This is a genomic window from Campylobacter sp. VBCF_04 NA7, from assembly GCF_027737405.1.
In the GTDB taxonomy this organism is placed as follows: Bacteria; Campylobacterota; Campylobacteria; order Campylobacterales; family Campylobacteraceae; genus Campylobacter_B.
This window is the reverse complement of sequence record NZ_JAOVTT010000004.1, coordinates 1-17506: the sequence shown is the minus strand read 5'-3', so window position 1 is coordinate 17506 and position 17506 is coordinate 1. Positions and strand designations below refer to the sequence as shown.

The 17506-nt window shown below is 40.1% G+C and carries 19 protein-coding genes; 9 read left to right on the top strand and 10 right to left on the bottom strand.

Going from position 1 to position 17506, the window contains the following annotated elements; genetic code table 11:
- Window positions 1-11 precede the first annotated feature (11 nt).
- The 3 genes from OFO00_RS04565 to OFO00_RS04555 all read right to left on the bottom strand — a co-directional run bounded on the left by OFO00_RS04565 (window position 12) and on the right by OFO00_RS04555 (window position 4351).
- The gene (locus OFO00_RS04565) at window positions 12-1508 is read right to left on the bottom strand and encodes a Wzz/FepE/Etk N-terminal domain-containing protein (protein ID WP_270865062.1); all 1497 of its coding nucleotides are present in this window, start codon (window positions 1506-1508) and stop codon (window positions 12-14) included.
- A complete protein-coding gene (locus OFO00_RS04560; protein WP_270865061.1) occupies window positions 1505-2674 on the bottom strand; it encodes an SDR family NAD(P)-dependent oxidoreductase in 1170 nt (389 codons plus the stop codon). Before OFO00_RS04560 ends, OFO00_RS04565 begins: the two co-directional genes overlap by 4 nt.
- Before the next feature lie 222 nt (window positions 2675-2896).
- Complete coding sequence (locus OFO00_RS04555; RefSeq protein WP_270865060.1) at window positions 2897-4351, bottom strand: sulfatase-like hydrolase/transferase; 1455 nt, start codon at window positions 4349-4351, stop codon at window positions 2897-2899.
- A 133-nt stretch (window positions 4352-4484) separates the two neighbouring features.
- On the opposite strand from OFO00_RS04555, the gene galU reads away from it, so the two are divergent.
- The 3 genes from galU (at window position 4485) to OFO00_RS04540 (ending at window position 8376) form a co-directional block, all read left to right on the top strand.
- Window positions 4485-5330: a UTP--glucose-1-phosphate uridylyltransferase GalU gene (galU, locus tag OFO00_RS04550; protein WP_270858325.1), complete on the top strand. Its 846-nt coding sequence runs from the start codon at window positions 4485-4487 to the stop codon at window positions 5328-5330.
- Complete coding sequence (locus OFO00_RS04545; protein ID WP_270865059.1) at window positions 5317-6564, top strand: glucose-6-phosphate isomerase; 1248 nt, start codon at window positions 5317-5319, stop codon at window positions 6562-6564. The genes galU and OFO00_RS04545 overlap by 14 nt, the downstream gene beginning before the upstream one ends.
- A 600-nt stretch (window positions 6565-7164) precedes the next feature.
- Window positions 7165-8376 carry an MFS transporter gene (locus OFO00_RS04540; protein WP_270865058.1) on the top strand — a complete coding sequence of 404 codons (1212 nt, stop codon included), beginning with the start codon at window positions 7165-7167 and terminating at the stop codon, window positions 8374-8376.
- Here the strand turns inward: OFO00_RS04540 and OFO00_RS04535 are convergent.
- Window positions 8369-8740 (bottom strand): HIT family protein, encoded by a 372-nt coding sequence (locus tag OFO00_RS04535; RefSeq protein WP_270862986.1) that lies wholly within the window; start codon window positions 8738-8740, stop codon window positions 8369-8371. The genes OFO00_RS04540 and OFO00_RS04535 overlap by 8 nt on opposite strands.
- Before the next feature lie 73 nt (window positions 8741-8813).
- Between OFO00_RS04535 and OFO00_RS04530 the strand changes: the two genes are divergently transcribed.
- Window positions 8814-9194 (top strand): hypothetical protein, encoded by a 381-nt coding sequence (locus tag OFO00_RS04530; protein WP_270865057.1) that lies wholly within the window; start codon window positions 8814-8816, stop codon window positions 9192-9194.
- Here OFO00_RS04530 and OFO00_RS04525 read toward each other — a convergent pair.
- Genes OFO00_RS04525 through OFO00_RS04515 form a run of 3 tightly spaced genes read right to left on the bottom strand, consistent with a single transcriptional unit; the run spans window position 9191 to window position 11723 of the window.
- The gene (locus tag OFO00_RS04525) at window positions 9191-9823 is read right to left on the bottom strand and encodes an SDR family NAD(P)-dependent oxidoreductase (RefSeq protein ID WP_270865056.1); all 633 of its coding nucleotides are present in this window, start codon (window positions 9821-9823) and stop codon (window positions 9191-9193) included. The two genes, OFO00_RS04530 and OFO00_RS04525, sit on opposite strands and share 4 nt — an antisense overlap.
- Window positions 9820-11178, bottom strand: coding sequence for an SPL family radical SAM protein (locus OFO00_RS04520; protein WP_270865055.1), 1359 nt, complete (start codon window positions 11176-11178; stop codon window positions 9820-9822). Before OFO00_RS04520 ends, OFO00_RS04525 begins: the two co-directional genes overlap by 4 nt.
- Window positions 11175-11723: a hypothetical protein gene (locus OFO00_RS04515; protein WP_270865054.1), complete on the bottom strand. Its 549-nt coding sequence runs from the start codon at window positions 11721-11723 to the stop codon at window positions 11175-11177. The genes OFO00_RS04520 and OFO00_RS04515 overlap by 4 nt, the downstream gene beginning before the upstream one ends.
- Before the next feature lie 141 nt (window positions 11724-11864).
- On the opposite strand from OFO00_RS04515, the gene OFO00_RS04510 reads away from it, so the two are divergent.
- The 3 genes from OFO00_RS04510 (at window position 11865) to OFO00_RS04500 (ending at window position 14403) form a co-directional block, all read left to right on the top strand.
- Window positions 11865-13151: a citrate synthase gene (locus OFO00_RS04510; protein WP_270865053.1), complete on the top strand. Its 1287-nt coding sequence runs from the start codon at window positions 11865-11867 to the stop codon at window positions 13149-13151.
- Window positions 13152-13274: 123 nt separating this feature from the next.
- On the top strand, window positions 13275-13826 hold the full coding sequence (locus tag OFO00_RS04505; RefSeq protein WP_270865052.1) for a c-type cytochrome: 552 nt from the start codon (window positions 13275-13277) through the stop codon (window positions 13824-13826).
- 85 nt (window positions 13827-13911) lie between these two features.
- Window positions 13912-14403 carry a GNAT family N-acetyltransferase gene (locus tag OFO00_RS04500; RefSeq protein ID WP_270865051.1) on the top strand — a complete coding sequence of 164 codons (492 nt, stop codon included), beginning with the start codon at window positions 13912-13914 and terminating at the stop codon, window positions 14401-14403.
- Window positions 14404-14463: 60 nt separating this feature from the next.
- Here the strand turns inward: OFO00_RS04500 and OFO00_RS04495 are convergent, their stop codons facing one another.
- Window positions 14464-14895, bottom strand: coding sequence for a carboxypeptidase-like regulatory domain-containing protein (locus tag OFO00_RS04495; protein WP_270865050.1), 432 nt, complete (start codon window positions 14893-14895; stop codon window positions 14464-14466).
- A complete protein-coding gene (locus tag OFO00_RS04490) occupies window positions 14892-15599 on the bottom strand; it encodes a DUF4198 domain-containing protein (protein ID WP_270865049.1) in 708 nt (235 codons plus the stop codon). Before OFO00_RS04490 ends, OFO00_RS04495 begins: the two co-directional genes overlap by 4 nt.
- Before the next feature lie 171 nt (window positions 15600-15770).
- Between OFO00_RS04490 and OFO00_RS04485 the strand changes: the two genes are divergently transcribed.
- Window positions 15771-16001: a YdcH family protein gene (locus tag OFO00_RS04485; RefSeq protein ID WP_270858312.1), complete on the top strand. Its 231-nt coding sequence runs from the start codon at window positions 15771-15773 to the stop codon at window positions 15999-16001.
- Between the two features lie 51 nt (window positions 16002-16052).
- Here the strand turns inward: OFO00_RS04485 and OFO00_RS04480 are convergent, their stop codons facing one another.
- Entirely contained in the window at window positions 16053-16493 is a 441-nt protein-coding gene (locus OFO00_RS04480; protein WP_270858311.1) for a hypothetical protein, read from the bottom strand.
- A 114-nt stretch (window positions 16494-16607) separates the two neighbouring features.
- Here OFO00_RS04480 and OFO00_RS04475 point away from each other — a divergent pair, with 114 nt between their 5' ends.
- Window positions 16608-17192 carry a PAS domain-containing protein gene (locus OFO00_RS04475; RefSeq protein WP_270858310.1) on the top strand — a complete coding sequence of 195 codons (585 nt, stop codon included), beginning with the start codon at window positions 16608-16610 and terminating at the stop codon, window positions 17190-17192.
- Window positions 17193-17506: the final 314 nt, after the last annotated feature.

Here is a 17506-nt window from a genome sequence, read left to right as displayed (position 1 = left end):
TTTAAAATTTTTTAGGCTTTTAGATTTTTTCTCGCTAAGATTTCGCTTTTTAGCAAAACCCAAAATACACCCAAAATGCCACCTAAAAATGTCGCAATCGCTACGATTAAAAGTTTTTTGGGTTTCGCAGGTGATTCGCTAGTTACGATAATGTCATCTTTGATAACGACATTACTCAAATTTTGTTTTTCTAAACTCGCCTTTAAAATCTCTTTTTGGTTTTCTAGTTTTGTTATTTCATCTTTTTTCTCATCAATTGAGTTTTGAATTTTAACTATATCATCATTTTTTTCACCGATTCTAACTTGTAGTTTAAAAATATCATCTTGTTTTTCGCCGATTGTAGTTTCTATTTTTAAAATATCATCTTGTTTTTCGCCGATTGTAGTTTCTATTTTTAAAATATCATCGTTTTTAAGTTCGATTTGATTTTGTAAATCATTTTGCGACATGATCAAGCTCTCTTTATCTTTTAACAAAGCTGGAATTTTTACAAATTCGCTATCGTGCAGATCGTGCTCGAATTTTTGTTTTGTCGTCGTGGTCGCACTTATATAGCGATTTCGCAAATCATTTAGTCGCTCTTTTAAAACTATTGCGTTATTTTGATTTAAATTTGGATTTTTTAGCTCTTTTTCTAGGCTTTTCATTTCGCTTTCTAAATTCGGAATTATTTTATTTATAAGCTCATCATAGGCTTTTTTGTCGTTTGGTAAGACCGTATTTTGTAAATTTGCAATTTCTTTGTCTTTATTTGGCATAAAAACATTGTTGATTTGCGTAATCCTATCTTCAAGTCTTTTTATTTGTATATTTTTGATTTGATTTATTTTAAGATTTAAATTTGCTATATCATTTTCTACGCGTTTGATTTTAATAGCCGTATTATTTATATCATTTTCTACGCGTTTTATTTGAATAGCTGTATTATTTATATCATTTTCTACGCGTTTTATTTGAATATTGTTGTTTTCAATATTATTTTTCAAAATTTTAACTTTTACATCTGCATTATAAAGAGCGTTTTTAATGCGACTTTCTTGTAAAGATATATTTGATTTATAAATTTCTTGCTCTTCTTTAACGATTTGATTTATCAAAGCGACGGCTTCGTCGTTGCTTTTGCCCATAACTTCGATGTCGAAAAAGTCGTTTAGGTTGTTTTTAGTTCCCGTTACTTTCGCCGGAGCGACTTTTTTAACCACTGCACTTTGTGGTTCGCTTGATTTTGTGTCGATATATTTGCTTTGGATTTTATTTATTATCATATCCGCATTAGCGAAAAGCTCTTTTTTATTTTCGCTTATATTTTTGTAGTAAGGCACCGAAATCCTAGCATTTGCCTGATACCACGGCGTGGCGATTATAGTATATAAAACACCCAAAGCAAAAAACGCTAGTGTAATCATAGCAATGCTAAATTTATCTTTCCAAATTTTACCTAATAACTCGAAAATATCGATTTCATCGTTTTGTGAATTGACTGAATTCATTAAATTTTCGCTCATTTTGCTTCCTTGTTATTGATTTTAGTTAGTGCTTCTCTGAGTTTGGTACTACTTGTGCCCTGCGTGTAAGGAAAATAAACTATTTTTACGCCTTTATCTTCAAAATATTTTTCATAACGCTTAAATCGTTCAGTTCCTTCATAATCACTTCCTACAAACAATCTATGATATTTATGTAAATTCCACACTTCGTTATCTTCTGGTAACGATGGGATTACCTTATCTACATATTTGCAAGCTCCGACTATTTGCATACGCTCTTCAAAAGGGATAAAGGTTTCTTTTCCTTTATGTGCTGCACTTGGATGAATTCCTACAATTAAATAATCGCAATGCTCTTTTGCTCTTTTTAATAAATTTAAATGTCCTATATGAAACAAATCAAAAGTTCCGGATAAATATCCGACAATCGTTTCCTTTTTCTCATCACATAATCTATTAGAATTTATTTTATAATCATAGCTTTCCAAACCAAATTTTTTTGGATTTTCATTGTATCTATTTAAAACGCTTTTATAAATTTCATCGTATTTTGGGATAAAAAGTTCATTTTTAGAAAAAAGATTATCTAAAATTTCGTTTGATAAATCCTTTAACATTTCTAGCGAAGTTTTTTCTCCATTAAAACTAGTTCCTTTGATAGAGCCAGGGCTTACATTTAAAATTTTATTACAACTTCCATTTTTTTCTAATTCTACATTTACGCTTTCTATAAAACGATTAAGGGCAGATTTTGAAGCACCATAAACAGAAAACAACGGAGATGAAATTACTCCTGCGATTGAACCCATAATGCCCGTGTAAAAAACATTTTTACTTGACATTTTATCATAGAAATAACGAATGATTTTTATAACAGAAGTCGCATTTACACTCATAAGTTTATCTATTTCGGTAATTGATAAATTTGAAAAATGTGCAACTCTACCAAACCCACTACAAATCATCAATACATCGATTTCATCATCGTCTTTTAAATTTTCAAATTCGTTAATATCTAAATTTGCTAAATCCAAATTTTTAAAGCTAAAATTTTCACTTCTTAGTAAATTTTTATCAGGCATATTTATACCGAACACATATACAAAATAGCCTCTTTGCATAAGATTATCAAGGAGCGATAAACCGATACCACTGCTACCACCTATAAGAATTGCTTTTTTCATGTTTTTTCTCTCCTGCTGTTTTGTAAAATTTTACCTTATAAACCAAAATTCACGCCCTAAAATGGGTTTTAAATTTCGTTTTTTCTTTTCGAAAATTTAATCATTTCAAAATCTTAAAAATTTTAATTTTATCGAAATTAAACTAAATTTTGAATAATTTCACAAAATTTAGCTTTTATGAAAGCTTATGAGAGTATTCCTTCGCTACGGATTTAGAGGGGTTTAGTCCGCGTTGATTTTTATCTCATCATACGAAATCTCGGTAAAAATCCGCGAGGCTTTTTTGTAAATTTCATCGTCATCTTCGAAAGGCAAACTATCCGCCATTAGTAAATTTCTCCCTAAATTCATCTCGCTTAGTATTCCCATATACCCAAGCAGAGTGGTAAAAGTATCAAACGAAATGCCTTTTTTATCTATCGTTATGGTGCCGTTTATGTCATCGTCTAAAATCACAAAAAGGTTTTTTGAATTCTGTAATTTTTTGCCGTGTTTATCGCGAGAATAAAAAAGCGGGTGATCGTTTTGCAAAACTATAATAGTGTCTTTGCTAAATTCCGAAGCGCGAATTTTATCTATAAATTTGCCGACTAAAAAATCGGTGCAATGCGCTGCTTTTTGCATTTGGCTATCGCTGGCAAAGGGCAAATTTTCGCAACTTTTGGATAAAAATCCATTTGGTGCGTGAGTTCCTATCGTCAAAAGTGTTTGCAAGAAATTCTTTTTTTCTTTCGAAAGGCGCACGAAATCCTCCCACGCGATTTCTAGCATATCATCATCATTTACGCCCCACTCGTTTAGGCTTTTTTCGCCAGATTTTAGAATTTCGCTTTTGCCTTTCACTTCGTCATAATTTCGTTGTTTTAAAAAAATTCTTGTATCTTGATAGTCAAGCTCCGCGCCTTTCATAAAATACAGATAATATCCTTGTTCTTTTAAAATCTCACTAGCACATTTAATATTTTTTGAAAAATTTTCATCTTTGTCTTTTCCAAATACAAACATATAATTTAGCGCGCAATGCGAACTAAAAAGCCCTTTTAGCGTGAATTCAGTATCGACAACCTGCGTAGTGTTTGTAAAATCTATTTTGTTAGTTAGGGTGGATAAATTCGGCGTCAAATTTGGATAAATTTTAGAATTTAAATAATCCCTATCAAAACTCTCCAAATAAATATAGACTATATTTTTATTTTTGGCCACTTGTTTGGGCTTAGGAACAGCGACAAAAGGATAAACTGCTTTTTTAAATTTAGCCACAGGGGGATTGTAAATCTCATAAAGCTCTTTTGCGTTTATATAAAGCGGATTTGTCAAAAAAGCTGTTATGAAAAATATCGCAAAAATCGGTATAAATTTGATATTTTTGCTAAGTTTTGGCGAAATTTTTTGGTAAAAAATCACGCAAAAAAGCAAAATCGCCAAAACCACGCAACCAAGAAGCGCGAGCTCTTTTGCAAAGGTCGAAAACGGCGCGCCTTGTAAAGATGTTTTTATAAATGTAACGACATAAAATCCAAAATGTTTGCCAAGATAAATCAGCAAAATCGTATCAAAAACAAAGGCCAAAATATACACAAAAGCTCCCACACAAGCAACGCCCAAAAGCCATTTTTTGTGTAAAAATTTAGCCAGAAAAAGTGAAATTATAAAGCAAAACACTGAAATGTATGTCATTTTAACCTTTTTATGTAAATTCACGCAAAATATTTAAAACGCCGAATTTTAGCAAATCCTTATTTAAAATTCACAAAATTTTATCTTTTTGCGCTACAATCTGAATTTTACAAAATTTCAAAAGGATACAATCATGATCAAGACTTGCTTATTTCCTGCTGCGGGGTATGGCACGCGCTTTTTGCCAGCCACAAAATCGCTACCTAAAGAAATGCTCCCAATCCTTACAAAACCGCTAATTCACTATGGCGTAGATGAGGCATTAGAGGCAGGCATGGATAATATGGCATTTGTCACAGGGCGTGGAAAGCGCGCTTTGGAGGATTATTTCGATAGAAGCTACGAGCTAGAAGACCAAATCAAGGGCACTAGCAAAGAGTATTTGCTAGATGATATTAGAAATTTAATGTCATCTTGTCAGTTTTCATTTACCCGCCAAGAGGATATGAGAGGGCTAGGACATGCGATTTTTACAGGCAAAACTCTCGTTAGAGATGAGCCATTTGGCGTAGTTTTGGCTGATGATTTGTGTATAAACACAGGTGGCGAGGGCGTGCTAGCACAAATGGTTAAAGTTTATGAGAAATATCGTTGCTCAATCGTAGCCGTAATGGAAGTAGAAAAAGAAGATGTCAGCAAATACGGCGTAATCGCAGGCAAAAGTATCAGCGATGATTTGATTATGGTTAGCGATATGGTCGAAAAACCAGCCCCGAAGGACGCCCCATCAAACCTAGCGATCATTGGCAGATACATACTCACGCCTGATATTTTCGATATCATCGAGCGCACGCCAGCTGGCAAAAACGGCGAAATCCAAATCACCGACGCACTCTTAGAGCAGGCCAAAAACGGCGTCGTAATGGCGTATAAATTCAAGGGCAAACGCTTTGATTGTGGCTCTGTGGAGGGCTATGTCGAGGCGACGAAGTATTTTTACGAAAAAGAATTTGCAAAGAAAAAAAATGATAAAAAATAAACTTTTTTTTACCAAAGCCAAAAATGACGCGCTAAAAAATGTCGCTTTGGCGCTAAAAGATGAATTCGAAAGTGGCGAGATTGGGTATTATCACCTACCAGATAGCGGCGAGAGGGCGATTGCGCAGGCTAGCGAGTTTTTAGCTGGCAAAATTTTTAGCGCTGTCGTAGTCGTGGGAATCGGCGGTTCGAGCGTGGGTGTAAGGGCGTTTTATGAAATGCTACGCGAAAAAATAGAGCCAAATTTAAGATTTGAAATTTTGGATAATTTAGACGATTTTAGCGTCAAAAACGCCTTAAATGGGCTCAAATTTAACGATACGCTCTTTATCATCTCGTCCAAATCCGGCACCACAATCGAAACCATTTCGCTATTTAAGGTCGTTTTAGATGAGTTTGGCGCGCAGGATTTGAGCCGTAATTTCATCTTTATCACAGATCCAAATTCGGCGTTAGAAACCTACGCAAAAAGCCAAAACGCCACCGTGATAAATATGCCAGCCAATGTGGGCGGGCGATTTAGCGTGCTTAGCGCAGTCGGCCTTGTGCCAGCTCTCGCTCTTGGGCTTGATGCGCGCGCCTTGCTAGCTGGCGCAAAAATGGCGCAAGAAAGGTTTCTAGGCGAAATCCTAAATGGAAATTTTGAAAATTTAGAAAATAACGAAGTCGTGCAAAAAGCCCGCCACTACGCCACTCACAAAAACGCCACAATCAATGTGATTTTCAGCTATTGCGACAGGCTCAAAGCCTTCAACGACTGGTATGTCCAGCTCTGGGCGGAGAGTATCGGCAAAAAAATCGGCTACACGCGATATGGGCTTACCCCAGTAGGGCTAGTTGGCTCGCGCGATCAGCACAGCTTCTTGCAGCTTATCATGGACGGCGTGAAGGATAAGACAGTAACATTTATGAAGCTAAAAAACTCTGGCACATCGCGAAAAATCCCAAATTTGAGCTTGGAAAATTTGGCTAGTTGCGACTTTGTAAATGATCTAAGCTTGGAGAGTGTGCTAAATTTCCAGTGCGACGCGACCGCGCAGGCTGTGATAAATGAGGGCGTGAGCGTCGATGTCATCGAAGTTGGCGCGCTAGATGAGGCAAACGCTGGATTTTTGTTTTATTATTTTGAGCTGCTAACTAGCGGGGTTGGGGCGATTTTGGGCGTGAATACTTACGACCAGCCAGGCGTTGAAGCAGGCAAACGCATACTAAAATCAATGATTTTAAATAGATAATTTTGTGAAATTTAGCCCATTAAACAGCTCCTTTCGATGACGATAATCTATCATTGCGCTTCGCAAGCCGGGGATACCGCCTCGATACGCGAACCATTGTCATTGTGAGGAGCGAAGCGACGAAGCAATCTACGACTTTAAAATTCCTTGCGCCAAATTTGCTGTCATTGCGAGGCGACACAGTCGCCATGGCAATCCACAAGCCTAAACTACCATGCGCTCTAATCCCTGTCATTGCGAGCGTAGCGAAGCAATCCAGAGAAATTTCCTTGCCTTTGATTTGTCATTGCGAGAAACGGCGCAAGCTGTTTCGTGGCAATCTGCGAATATAAAATTTCGGCGCAGTGTTTTTGCAGAATTTCAAAATTTAAATAGAATTTTGCTTTAAATTTTACTGGATTGCTTCGCTATGCTCGCAATGACGCGAAATTCGCATTTTGGTGATTGTTGCTCGTAGATTGCTTCGCTACGCTCGCAATGACAATCAAGCGGTGCGCAGTCGCTGTCGTGGCGAAATTTTGCCCTATCCAAACCCCATATTTCAGCGAAATTTTCGAAATTTATGAGTAAAATTTAGCCCAAATTTGGCAAGGAAAATTTATGAGAAATCCATTTCACTCCCTCAAATACCGCAATTTCAGGCTTTATTGGATTGGTATGAATCTCTCATTAATCGGCTCGTGGATGCAAACAATCGCGCTTCCTTGGATTGCGCTCACGCTCACGCACGACCCCTTTAAGGTGGGGCTTGTTAGCCTCGCGCAGTTTTTGCCCTCGCTACTATTCACGCTATTCTCGGGTGTTTTGCTCGATCGCTTTGACAAGCTTCGCATACTTTTGTGCGCGCAAATCGGTATGATGATTATAGCGTGCATTTTCGCCTTTTTAGCGTGGTTTGAGGCGTTTAGCTTCGCAAACATTTTCACGCTCTCTCTCATAAACGGCGTATTTACGGCGTTTGACTCGCCCTCGCGCCAAGCCCTCGTGCGCTCGCTCATCGCTTCTAGCTCCGAGCTTCCAAACGCAGTCGCGCTAAATTCGATCTCTTTCAACCTAGCCCGCATCACAGGACCTGCGCTTGCTGGGCTGATAATGGCGCACTTTGGCGCGAAATGGTGCTTCGTGATAAATGCTATTAGCTTTTTAGCCGTCATTATCTCGCTATTTTTTGTCAAAATTTCCGAGCCCGCAAGCAAAGTGTCGCGCTCAAATTTAAGCCCCCTAGCGCTCATCAAACAGGGCTTTTCGTATATGCTTTCTAAAAAAATTTTAAGCGAAATTTTGTTTATTGTGCTGATTTTATCAACCTTCATACCTAATTACAATATCACAATTTCAGCTTTTGTGAAATTTGATTTGGCTCAGGGCGAGCGGTATTTTGGGTATTTGATGTCGATTTTGGGGCTTGGGGCGCTGTGCGGGGCGCTAGGAGTAGCTAGTTTTGGGAATTTGTCGCTGAAATCTATCCGTATTTGCGCCGTGCTTGTGTGCGTGATCTGCGCGCTGGCTGGGGCTGTGGCGAGCTTTGCTTACAATGCCACGCTAATTGCGCTGCTTGGATTTTTTTTCGTTTTGACAAACTCGTCGATGAACTCGACCGTGCAAATGCACACCAGCAACGAATTTCGCGGCAGGATAATGAGTATCTACACTCTATTTTTCTTAGGAAGCACGCCATTTGGCGCGCTTTTTGCGGGGTTTTTCACGGATAAATTTGGCGCGAAATTCGGCTTTTTTATCAGCGGATTTTGCGCGCTAATTTTGCTTTTGGCTCTGTTTTATCTGCGTAGAAATAAATCAAAACCTACTTAAATGCTATCTTTAAATTTGCGCTTAAAATTTGGGCAAATTCGTCGAAATTTGGCAGGTCGAGCTTGGCTTTTCGCATTTTTTTCCCCCACATACTCTCAGGGAAAAAGCTGTCGTTTTTAAACCTAGCTTGCAGGTGAATATGGACTTTGGGCACATAGTTTGCGAAGCTTGCGATATTGATTTTATCGGGGTTATAGAAGTCTCGCATGCTCCTTTCGCACTCCAAAACAGCCGCCCAAAGGTGTGCAATCTGCTCGCTTGGCAAATCCGTAATCTCCTTCGCCTTAGTTTTGGTGAAAATTTTAATCCACGGGATTTCGCTCTCCTCGCGCTCGATAAAAATTATATCATCTTCGTATATCATATTTTCTCCTTATAAAAATATGGAATTTTAAACAAAATTTAATTAAAATCGCGTAAAAATTTAAAGGAAATCTGTGAAAATCGCCGTTGTAATCTATGATAATTTCTCACTTTTAAACCTAGCCCAAATTTTGAACGCCCTAAGTGCTTGCCAGCACAAAGTGCGAATCTATGCGCTCAAAGAAGTCGTGCAAAGTGCGCAAAAAGCCTGCGTGAGGGCTGATGTCAGCGACGATAGCCTCTATGGAAACGACGCCGTGATCGTCTGCGACGGAGAGTGCGAGGATTTGGTGTATAACTCAATCTTTACCGCGTGGCTTCGCTCCGGCGCAATGGCGAAAAAACTCGCATTTTTTGGGAGTGCGCACTCGCTTGCCAAGATAGCAAAATTTGAAAATTTCAGCCATTTTGAAAACTTCGATGAGGCAAAATTTCTCGAATTTTTAACGGATTAATTTTTCTTTTTTATCCCTACGATACGCGGGCGAATTACGATTTCGCTCAAATTTGATTTGGTTTTATACGCCTCGTAGGCGAAATTTGCAATCTCATCTGGGTCGATATAGGCGCGCTCATCACTGCCAGGCTCGAAGCGCAAGTCCGCAAAAAAAGGCGTTTGCGTCATATCGGGGCTTATGCAAGTTACGCGCAAATCCTTGCGATACTCTTCAAACAAACATAGCAAAAACGCCCGCAGTCCCGCCTTGGATGCCGAATACAGCGCGCTAAATCGCGAGTGTCTGTGCGCCTCGATCGAAGCAATGCCGATGATATGGGCGTGCGAGCGTTTGAGCGAATTGATTAGCGCATTTAGGATTATCAAATTTGCGCTTAAATTCACACTTATCACGCGCGAAATCTCGTCCCCACTCACCGCCTCGAAGGGGTCGAAATTTCCCACACCAGCGCATAAAATCACAGCGTCAAAGCTCTCTTTGCTCAAATTTGCTAGCTCTTTTTTAAGCGAGGCAGTATCCTCAAATCTCGAATTTAAGGTTACAATTTCAAAGCCGTTTTGGCTAAATTTCCGCGCTATCGCACTGCCGATCCCGCCACCTGCGCCCGTAATCAACGCTTTTTTCATCTATTTTCCTTTATTTTGCGCATATACGACTCTTTCATCGCGCGCTCGAATTCGTCGTTGCTGGCAAACTCGCGCCCAAAAACCTCGCCCCAGAGCGTCTCGTCCTCCATGCAAAGATAAAAAAATACTTCCTCATGCCACGCGCGCAGGCTAGAATAGGCGAATTTAAACATTTCAAGCTTGATATTTTTGGGGTATGAAATTTTGCCATTTGCCTGCGAAAATGGCATTTGCAAAATTTTGCTTTTCAGCCCTCTGGCACGCAGTTTTTTGATAACTGGTTTTATAAATGTCAGCGTGCCAAAGGATACAAGTGCTACGCTACTAGGGTCAAATTCGCGCACCAATCGCGCAAAAATCGCGCTGTATTCATCACGCCAACCTTCGAAATAAATCATCGGGTGAAAGTGAAATCCCACCAAAATGCCCTTTTGCGCCAGTTTTTTGGCAGCATTTAAGCGCTCATCTAGGCTAGCGCTGAGATGTTCTTCGTTTTCGATAATGATTTGCGGATTTAGCGAAAATGTCACGATGATGTTACGCGAAATGTCGTTTTGCAAAAAAAAGGAAATATTATTCGACTTGCTTTTAAGCTCCAAAATCACATTTTTATGCGCTCTGGCGAAGGAATTTAGCGCGCTTAAAATACCGAAATTATCGCCCCACATGAGCGAATCCGAGCTCTGACCTGTGCCGATATGATAAATTTTATCGCTATCAAGGTGCAATTTCGCTAGATTTGCACCAAAATTTTCATCAAACCCCACGACGCCGTTTTTGTAAAACGAGCCAATCGCGCAATACGAGCAGTCAAAACCGCACGAATTGACCGCATCGAGCGTGAGTAGATTGCAACAGCGCGTCCCCTCGCTAGCGACAGGACAGCGACCAAGGGCTAGCTTTTCGCCCGCAAAACGCGATATTTCGTAGCGTTTGGGCGTGTAGTGCGGAGTGAAATTTTCATACGCAGGCGGGCGCGATTTGATTAGCTCATACGCGGATTTTATGCGCGCGAAAACCTGCTTGCAAGCGTGGTTTGAGGCGGGTTTGTATTGTAAATTTGGCTCTGAATTTACGCTAGGATTTTCGCTGAAATTTGCGTTAGAATTTTCGGCGAAATTTGCGCTAGAATTCCCACTGAAATTCGAAGCAAAATTTACGCCACGATTTTCGCCAAATTTCGCTATTTTTAAAATTTCCCCCACATTTTCGCCCCAAGCCTGCAAATCAGCGCAAATTTCGGCGATTTGTTTGCGCTCTTGGAAGCTAAAATGCCCTGATAGAAAAAATTCGCGCAAAAGCTCGCTATTTTCGGCGTTTAGTGCGAGTTTGAACTCGCCATTTATTTCACTCATAACTCTCCTATTTTTTCCGCATGCGCCCTAAGTAGCGCACAAGTGCTGGATTTGTCGATTTTAGCGTCGATTAAATGGTCGCTTACGACCTTGTAAATTTTAAATTTCACGCCAAATTTAGTGCAAATTTCTTTGAATTTCGCGCTTTCCATATCGTATAAGTTTATCGTGGGCGCCGAAATTTTCGTAGTTTGCGGGGTGCTAACACAGATTAGGCTCGCCCCTTTTGGCGCAGTGTTTTCGTCCCATAAAAACCCCTCGCCGACACTGATTTCATCGCTATTGCAACCACAAATTCCAAAATTTATGGCTGTTTTGGGGCTAAATTTCGCCAAAATTTCGCCAAAAATTTGCGCGTTTTCGCCGTTTTTACCAAAGCCCACACCGCAGATAAAAAGCAAAATTCCCTCGCCTAGCCACACATTGACGCTTTTTTCGCCAAAACTTGCGCCACTCTCGCCAAATTTAACGCTACTTTTTTTTAGTCTAAATCTCTCCACTAGACCCTGCGCCTCAGACTTCGTGGCGCACACAAACACTCTCATAAATTCTCCTAAACCTCGCATTTTAGCAAGCCAAGGCTAGAAAAAAGCTAAATTTGATGAAATTTTGCGTGCATTTTGTTTATTAAAACTACATAAATTTTAGCTATAATCCACGGATTAGATTTTTTAAAAGGGGCGATGATGAGCGAAACTCAATTTTCCAACTCCGTTACCTTGCGCGACAACCGCAATGGCGCGACATACGACTTCCCAATCCTTGATGGCACAATGGGTCCTAGCGTAATTGACATTTCGAATTTTTACAAAGACACTGGAATGTTTACCCTAGATAGGGGATATACCTCCACAGCCATGTGCAAAAGCTCGATTACATACATTGACGGCGAAAAGGGCGAACTCATGCACCGCGGATACGATATCGCGTGGCTAGCGCAAAACAAACGCTACCTCGATGTCGTGTATCTACTGCTAAATAAAAAACTGCCTAGCAAGGACGAATACAACGCATTTTTATACGAGCTAAAAACCAGATCTTTTATCAACGAAAAAATCCTAAAACTTTTCGACGCATTTCCAGATCGCGCCCACCCTATGGCGGTTTTGCAGGCATGTATTGCGACACTTAGCGCGTATTACTCTAAGGATATGAGTTTTGATGATCCAAATGAATATATGGAAATGGCAAAACGATTAGTAGCCAAAATGCCGACTCTTGCGGCGTTTTATTATCGCCACTCCAAAGGCTATCCTATTATTTACCCTGATTTGGCGCGCGGATTTACGGAAAATTTCTTGTATATGATGCGAAGCTTCCCGCACTCTCATGTGGATCTCAAACCAATCGAAGTCAAGGCCCTAGATAGCGTGCTTATGCTTCACGCTGACCACGAGCAAAACGCCTCAACGACGACGGTGCGCACGGTGGGTTCTACTCACGCTCACCCTTATGCGTGCATAAGCGCAGGTATCGGCGCGCTATGGGGACACGCGCACGGCGGGGCGAACGAAAGCGTAATTCGCCAGCTAGAAATGATAGGCACACCAGAAAATGTCGATAAATACATCGCCAAAGCCAAGGACAAATCCGATCCGTTCCGCCTAATGGGCTTTGGACACCGCGTCTATAAAAACTACGATCCGCGCGCCAAGGTGCTAAAAGGTCTGCGAAATCAGCTAATCGAAGAGATCGGAATCGATACGAATTTAATCCGTGTGGCAAATAGATTAGAAGAAATCGTGCTAAATGACGAATATTTCGTATCTCGAAACCTCTATCCAAATGTCGATTTCAACTCAGGTCTAATCCTAAAAGCGCTCGGAATTCCGACAGAAATGTTTGCCGTAATCTTCGTAATGGGACGAAGTCCTGGCTGGATGGCGCAATGGATAGAGCTCAAAGAGCAAGAGAGTATCAAAATCGTCCGCCCTCGCCAACTCTACATTGGCCCAGAGCGCATAAACGAATAGCCCAAATTTAGGGCAAAATTTGGGTTAAATTTAAATGCAAAATTTAACCCAAAAATTTTACGATAATTTAAAATTTATTAAAATTTTACGCTATAATCTTGTGTTTTTATGAAAGGGGTAAAAATGAAAAGAAAATTGTTTTTAATATCTTGCGCGGTATTTTGTTTGGGCTCTTTGTCTTACGGGGCACCAGAGCTCACGGTAGAAACCATGCCAGACGCGGCGAATTTGGATTTAGGCGCATATATGACTCCTGCTAATGCAAGCGAAACAAACGCTAATAGCGAGGTCGCAGCCGAGGCAAACGCGACTGCTGCCCAACCAAGTGCAGAGGCAAATGCTACTGATGCGGCTGAAACCACAGCTGATACAAACGCAACCGCAGCCGCTCCTGCGCCTAGCGTAAGCCCAGAAGTGGCAGAACAAGGCGCATTGCTGTATAAAACCTGCGTAGCTTGCCACGGCGCAAAAGGCGAGAAAGCCTACACAAAAGTCCCACCTATCGTAAATTTATCTAGCGAAGAGAGATTAGAGAAGCTCCACGCCCTAAAAGACGGCACCGCAAACGACGGCAAGGGATATTATGGTATGGGCGCAGTGATGAGAGGCCAACTTCGCATAAGCGACGATCAAATCGGCGTTTTAAACGCGTATATCGAATCGTTTAAAAACTAATTTAACTCAAAAATTTTGCTAAATTTGGCTTTTGGCTAAATTTAGCAATCCTAAATTCCTTCAAATTTTAAAATTCGGAGTATTTATGCAAATACGAAGTGCGAAAACCGCAGATTTGGACGCTATCAAAGCCATAGAGGACATTTCATTTCCGCCAAATCAAAGGGTCAGCAAAGAGGCATTTGGCGAGTTTTTGGCGAAATTCGCTGATGATATTTTCGTAGCCTGCGAAAATAATCAAATCATAGGCGAGATTGTGTCGCTATGCACAAACGAGCGAGATTTCGATGATGATATGTTTTTTGGCACTAAATTTCACGACAAAGATGGCGCGTGGCTAATGGGGCTAAGCCTTGGCGTGGTGCCAGAATTTAGGGGTCGTGAGATCGGCTCTGCGCTGATAGGCACATTGCAAACACACGCCCTAGCGCGCGCAAAAAGCGGAATCGTGCTAACCTGCGAAGAGTGTTTGGTGAAATTTTACGAAAAATTTGGCTTTGTAAATGAGGGAATTTGCAAGTCAAAATTCGGCGATAAAAGCTGGTATCAAATGCGCTGGGAGATTAAAAAGGGCTAAATTTAAGCGCAAATTTGAAAGAGAACATAAAATTTATCTAAATTTAACCCTAAATTCGCGCTAAATCGCGCGTTTTTTACTTTTTAATAATGCAATAATGCCAAAAAGTCCAAAAATAATGCCAATCACGCTAAGCAGACCTTGATATTTCGCAAAGGCTAGCTCATCGTATTTGCTAACGCCGAAATTCTCATCAATATCCACGCTAAATTCACTTCTGTGCTCGCCGTGGTCGCTCTGCGCGCTTATTTCGACGCGGTATTTCCCGGGAGCTGGTGGCAAAAAGGCTAGTTTGCCGTTTTCGTCCGTCTGTGCGATTTGCATAGCAAGCGCACTTTCACCCTGATAAATGCGAACTTTGGCGTTTTTGGCTGGGATAGAAGTGGCAAAATTTGCATTGATTATCACGGCCTCGCCGCGCGTGATATTGTAGCTAATCCCATGCGCAAACGCCAAAATAGCGCAAAACAAAACGCTAATTAAAACTTTCATTTAAGCTCAAATGTGATTGAGGTTTGGATTAAGAGTTTGTTGGCATTTGGGTCTGAATACTCGCTCCTAGCGCTTTTAGCAGCGATGACATTTAACCCTTTTTCGACTGGGATTAGCGCGATACCAAACTCATTTGTGCTAATTTCCCAATCCTCATGCACGCCGACTTCAAATTTGGTTTTTGGCGATGGTTTGCCGTTTTTGAGCACCAAAACAGGGAGTTTGTCGCCGTCTTTTAGTGAAAATGGATCTGCAAGGGCGATGATTTCGAAATCAAGTCCTATCGGGCTTAGCATTGCTTCGTTCCACGAAAAGTAAGTTTTGCCGATTTTAAGGCTTCTTGAATTTGCAAAAACTGCGCCTTTTACACTTTTTAATCCGCCTTTGACGAAGCTTCCGCCCTCATCTGTTTCTATCCAATACCCAGCGTCGTAAATTCCGCTCATCACAGCTGGTTTGCTTGCTGTTAGCACGACAGGTGTTGCGTTTGCATCGTCAAATTTATAATCAATTCCAGTTTTGATAGGTTTTAGATTTTCATCAAAGCCGTTAGCTGCGATTAACTGCTCGCTGGCATATTTTTCATACTCGCCATGAGCCCAAAATTTGACCTCGTATCTGTTCGTGTCGATGTTTTGGATAACGATTTGGTGGGCATTTGCACACATGCAAAATGCAACGAATAAAAGTGCTTTTTTAAACATAAAATTCTCCTTGAATATTATTAAAAATGGATTGGTATTATAGCGACTAAATTTTAATATTAATTGAATTTTGGTGTTACGAATATAAATTTTTTCTTTTGTTGAAATATATACGAATTTTAAGCCCCTTTGTGCTAAACTAATAGGCTATTTCACACAAAAGGATATATTATGTTTCACGAATACAGAGATTTAATCACTGAACTTAAAGGCAAAAATGCACGCTTTGACGCGTTGTTTGAAAAACACGATGATTTAGATCATCAAATCGCAGCCGCAGTCGAGGGCAGAGTGCATATGAGCGATTTAGAAGTGGATTCTCTAAAAAGAGAGAAACTTCGTGTAAAAGATGAAATCGGTATGTTTTTGGCTAAGATTAAAGCTGAAAAAGAGGGCAAATAAAAAAGGTTGCGCACTCCGCGCAACCACAAATTTAATATCAAATTTATAAAATTACAAAAATAATTTATCTTCCAGGCTGTGTAAGCGTTGCAATCCGATATCGATGTATTCCATTAATTTTTCGTTGTTTTTGACCAAATCGTCGTAGTAAGCTTTGGCTTTTTCCTTCGCTACGAAGTCGGGTTCGACATATTTTATGCCTGATTTAAACAGACCCTTTGTCTCGACAAAATATGTGCCCCAAATCTTATCACAATGCTCAATGCTAGATTCTGTAAAGCTCACGATCGAATCATACGCGACATTTCCAAGTAACTCTTGCAATTTATTAGCAGGATTTTTCAAAAACGAGTAAAAATCCTTAAACGGAGCAAATACCTGCTCTAAATTTTGCGCTGAGTCTTGATAAATCCCCTTTTTGACGCGAAACATCATCATTTCTTGCGAATTTACAAATCTCTCAACGGCTTTTATAGTATCCGCTTTATTCACTGGAAATTTCCTTTGGTTGAATTAATATAAATCGCTATTATAACACAAATTTATAAAATTTATGTTAAAATACTAGAACAAAAAGGAAAATATATACAAAAATAGGAGGTAAGTATGGAAAGACCTGTTCCCATAGATGAACAAATCGAGCTGGATTTCAGCAAAATCATCATCTCAAAGACGGATCCTCGCGGTATCATTACCTATGTCAATGATTATTTTTTGGAGGTTAGCGGATATAGCGAGGGCGAACTCATCGGCAAACCACACTCTATCGTCAGACACCCAGATATGCCAAAAATCGCATTTAAACTAATGTGGGATAGCATTTCTAAGGGCAGACCATTTACTGCTGCGGTGAAAAATCTAGCCAAAGACGGCAGGTATTACTGGGTCATCGCCAAACTCGATCAAGTCATCGACCCGCATACCAAAAAGGTCGTCGGACACACGGCTATATCGGAGCATACGGCATTTCGCACGCCAGCACCAGCCGAGATAATCCAGCAAATCGAGCCGATTTACAAAAAACTAGTCGAGATCGAAAATAGCTCCGGCATAAAGGCTAGCTATGAGTATTTGGAGGGGTTTTTGCACGCCAACAATACGACTTATGACGAATTTATCGAAGGGCTTGTTACAAAAAAGGGATTTTTAGACAAACTCCAAGCCAAATTTGGCAAAATTTTTGGAAGATAAATTTAGGTGAAATTTAGCGTTTGGCGAAATTTTGTAAATTTAAATTGCCAGACGCTAAATTTGTAAAATTCAGCTTGTAGCTCAAATTTTAACTTCAAAAGTGCCACAATACCTCTTATATCTATGTTTATAAAATTTATAAAATTTTTTCAAAACGCCGACTTTTGAATTTTTGCCATTACACCACTGATTTTCATTTTTTATCCTTTATAATCGATTTTTTGTTTTTCTCGCAAAAGCGCAGGTATCGCGCCGTCTCGCCCTATGCCTAAAATTCTGCTTCTTAGCAAATTTATCTCACGCAGGCTCGCCTT

What these genes read in the sequence shown, in the direction of transcription:
- OFO00_RS04495 (WP_270865050.1), bottom strand. Translation starts at nt 14,895, where the DNA reads ATGAAAGTTTTAATTAGCGTTTTGTTTTGCGCTATTTTGGCGTTTGCG.
- OFO00_RS04520 (WP_270865055.1), bottom strand. Translation starts at nt 11,178, where the DNA reads ATGAGTGAAATAAATGGCGAGTTCAAACTCGCACTAAACGCCGAAAAT.
- galU (WP_270858325.1), top strand. Translation starts at nt 4,485, where the DNA reads ATGATCAAGACTTGCTTATTTCCTGCTGCGGGGTATGGCACGCGCTTT.
- OFO00_RS04485 (WP_270858312.1), top strand. Translation starts at nt 15,771, where the DNA reads ATGTTTCACGAATACAGAGATTTAATCACTGAACTTAAAGGCAAAAAT.
- OFO00_RS04540 (WP_270865058.1), top strand. Translation starts at nt 7,165, where the DNA reads ATGAGAAATCCATTTCACTCCCTCAAATACCGCAATTTCAGGCTTTAT.
- OFO00_RS04545 (WP_270865059.1), top strand. Translation starts at nt 5,317, where the DNA reads ATGATAAAAAATAAACTTTTTTTTACCAAAGCCAAAAATGACGCGCTA.
- OFO00_RS04475 (WP_270858310.1), top strand. Translation starts at nt 16,608, where the DNA reads ATGGAAAGACCTGTTCCCATAGATGAACAAATCGAGCTGGATTTCAGC.
- OFO00_RS04560 (WP_270865061.1), bottom strand. Translation starts at nt 2,674, where the DNA reads ATGAAAAAAGCAATTCTTATAGGTGGTAGCAGTGGTATCGGTTTATCG.
- OFO00_RS04490 (WP_270865049.1), bottom strand. Translation starts at nt 15,599, where the DNA reads ATGTTTAAAAAAGCACTTTTATTCGTTGCATTTTGCATGTGTGCAAAT.
- OFO00_RS04555 (WP_270865060.1), bottom strand. Translation starts at nt 4,351, where the DNA reads ATGACATACATTTCAGTGTTTTGCTTTATAATTTCACTTTTTCTGGCT.
- OFO00_RS04510 (WP_270865053.1), top strand. Translation starts at nt 11,865, where the DNA reads ATGAGCGAAACTCAATTTTCCAACTCCGTTACCTTGCGCGACAACCGC.
- OFO00_RS04505 (WP_270865052.1), top strand. Translation starts at nt 13,275, where the DNA reads ATGAAAAGAAAATTGTTTTTAATATCTTGCGCGGTATTTTGTTTGGGC.
- OFO00_RS04535 (WP_270862986.1), bottom strand. Translation starts at nt 8,740, where the DNA reads ATGATATACGAAGATGATATAATTTTTATCGAGCGCGAGGAGAGCGAA.
- OFO00_RS04565 (WP_270865062.1), bottom strand. Translation starts at nt 1,508, where the DNA reads ATGAGCGAAAATTTAATGAATTCAGTCAATTCACAAAACGATGAAATC.
- OFO00_RS04525 (WP_270865056.1), bottom strand. Translation starts at nt 9,823, where the DNA reads ATGAAAAAAGCGTTGATTACGGGCGCAGGTGGCGGGATCGGCAGTGCG.
- OFO00_RS04500 (WP_270865051.1), top strand. Translation starts at nt 13,912, where the DNA reads ATGCAAATACGAAGTGCGAAAACCGCAGATTTGGACGCTATCAAAGCC.
- OFO00_RS04515 (WP_270865054.1), bottom strand. Translation starts at nt 11,723, where the DNA reads ATGAGAGTGTTTGTGTGCGCCACGAAGTCTGAGGCGCAGGGTCTAGTG.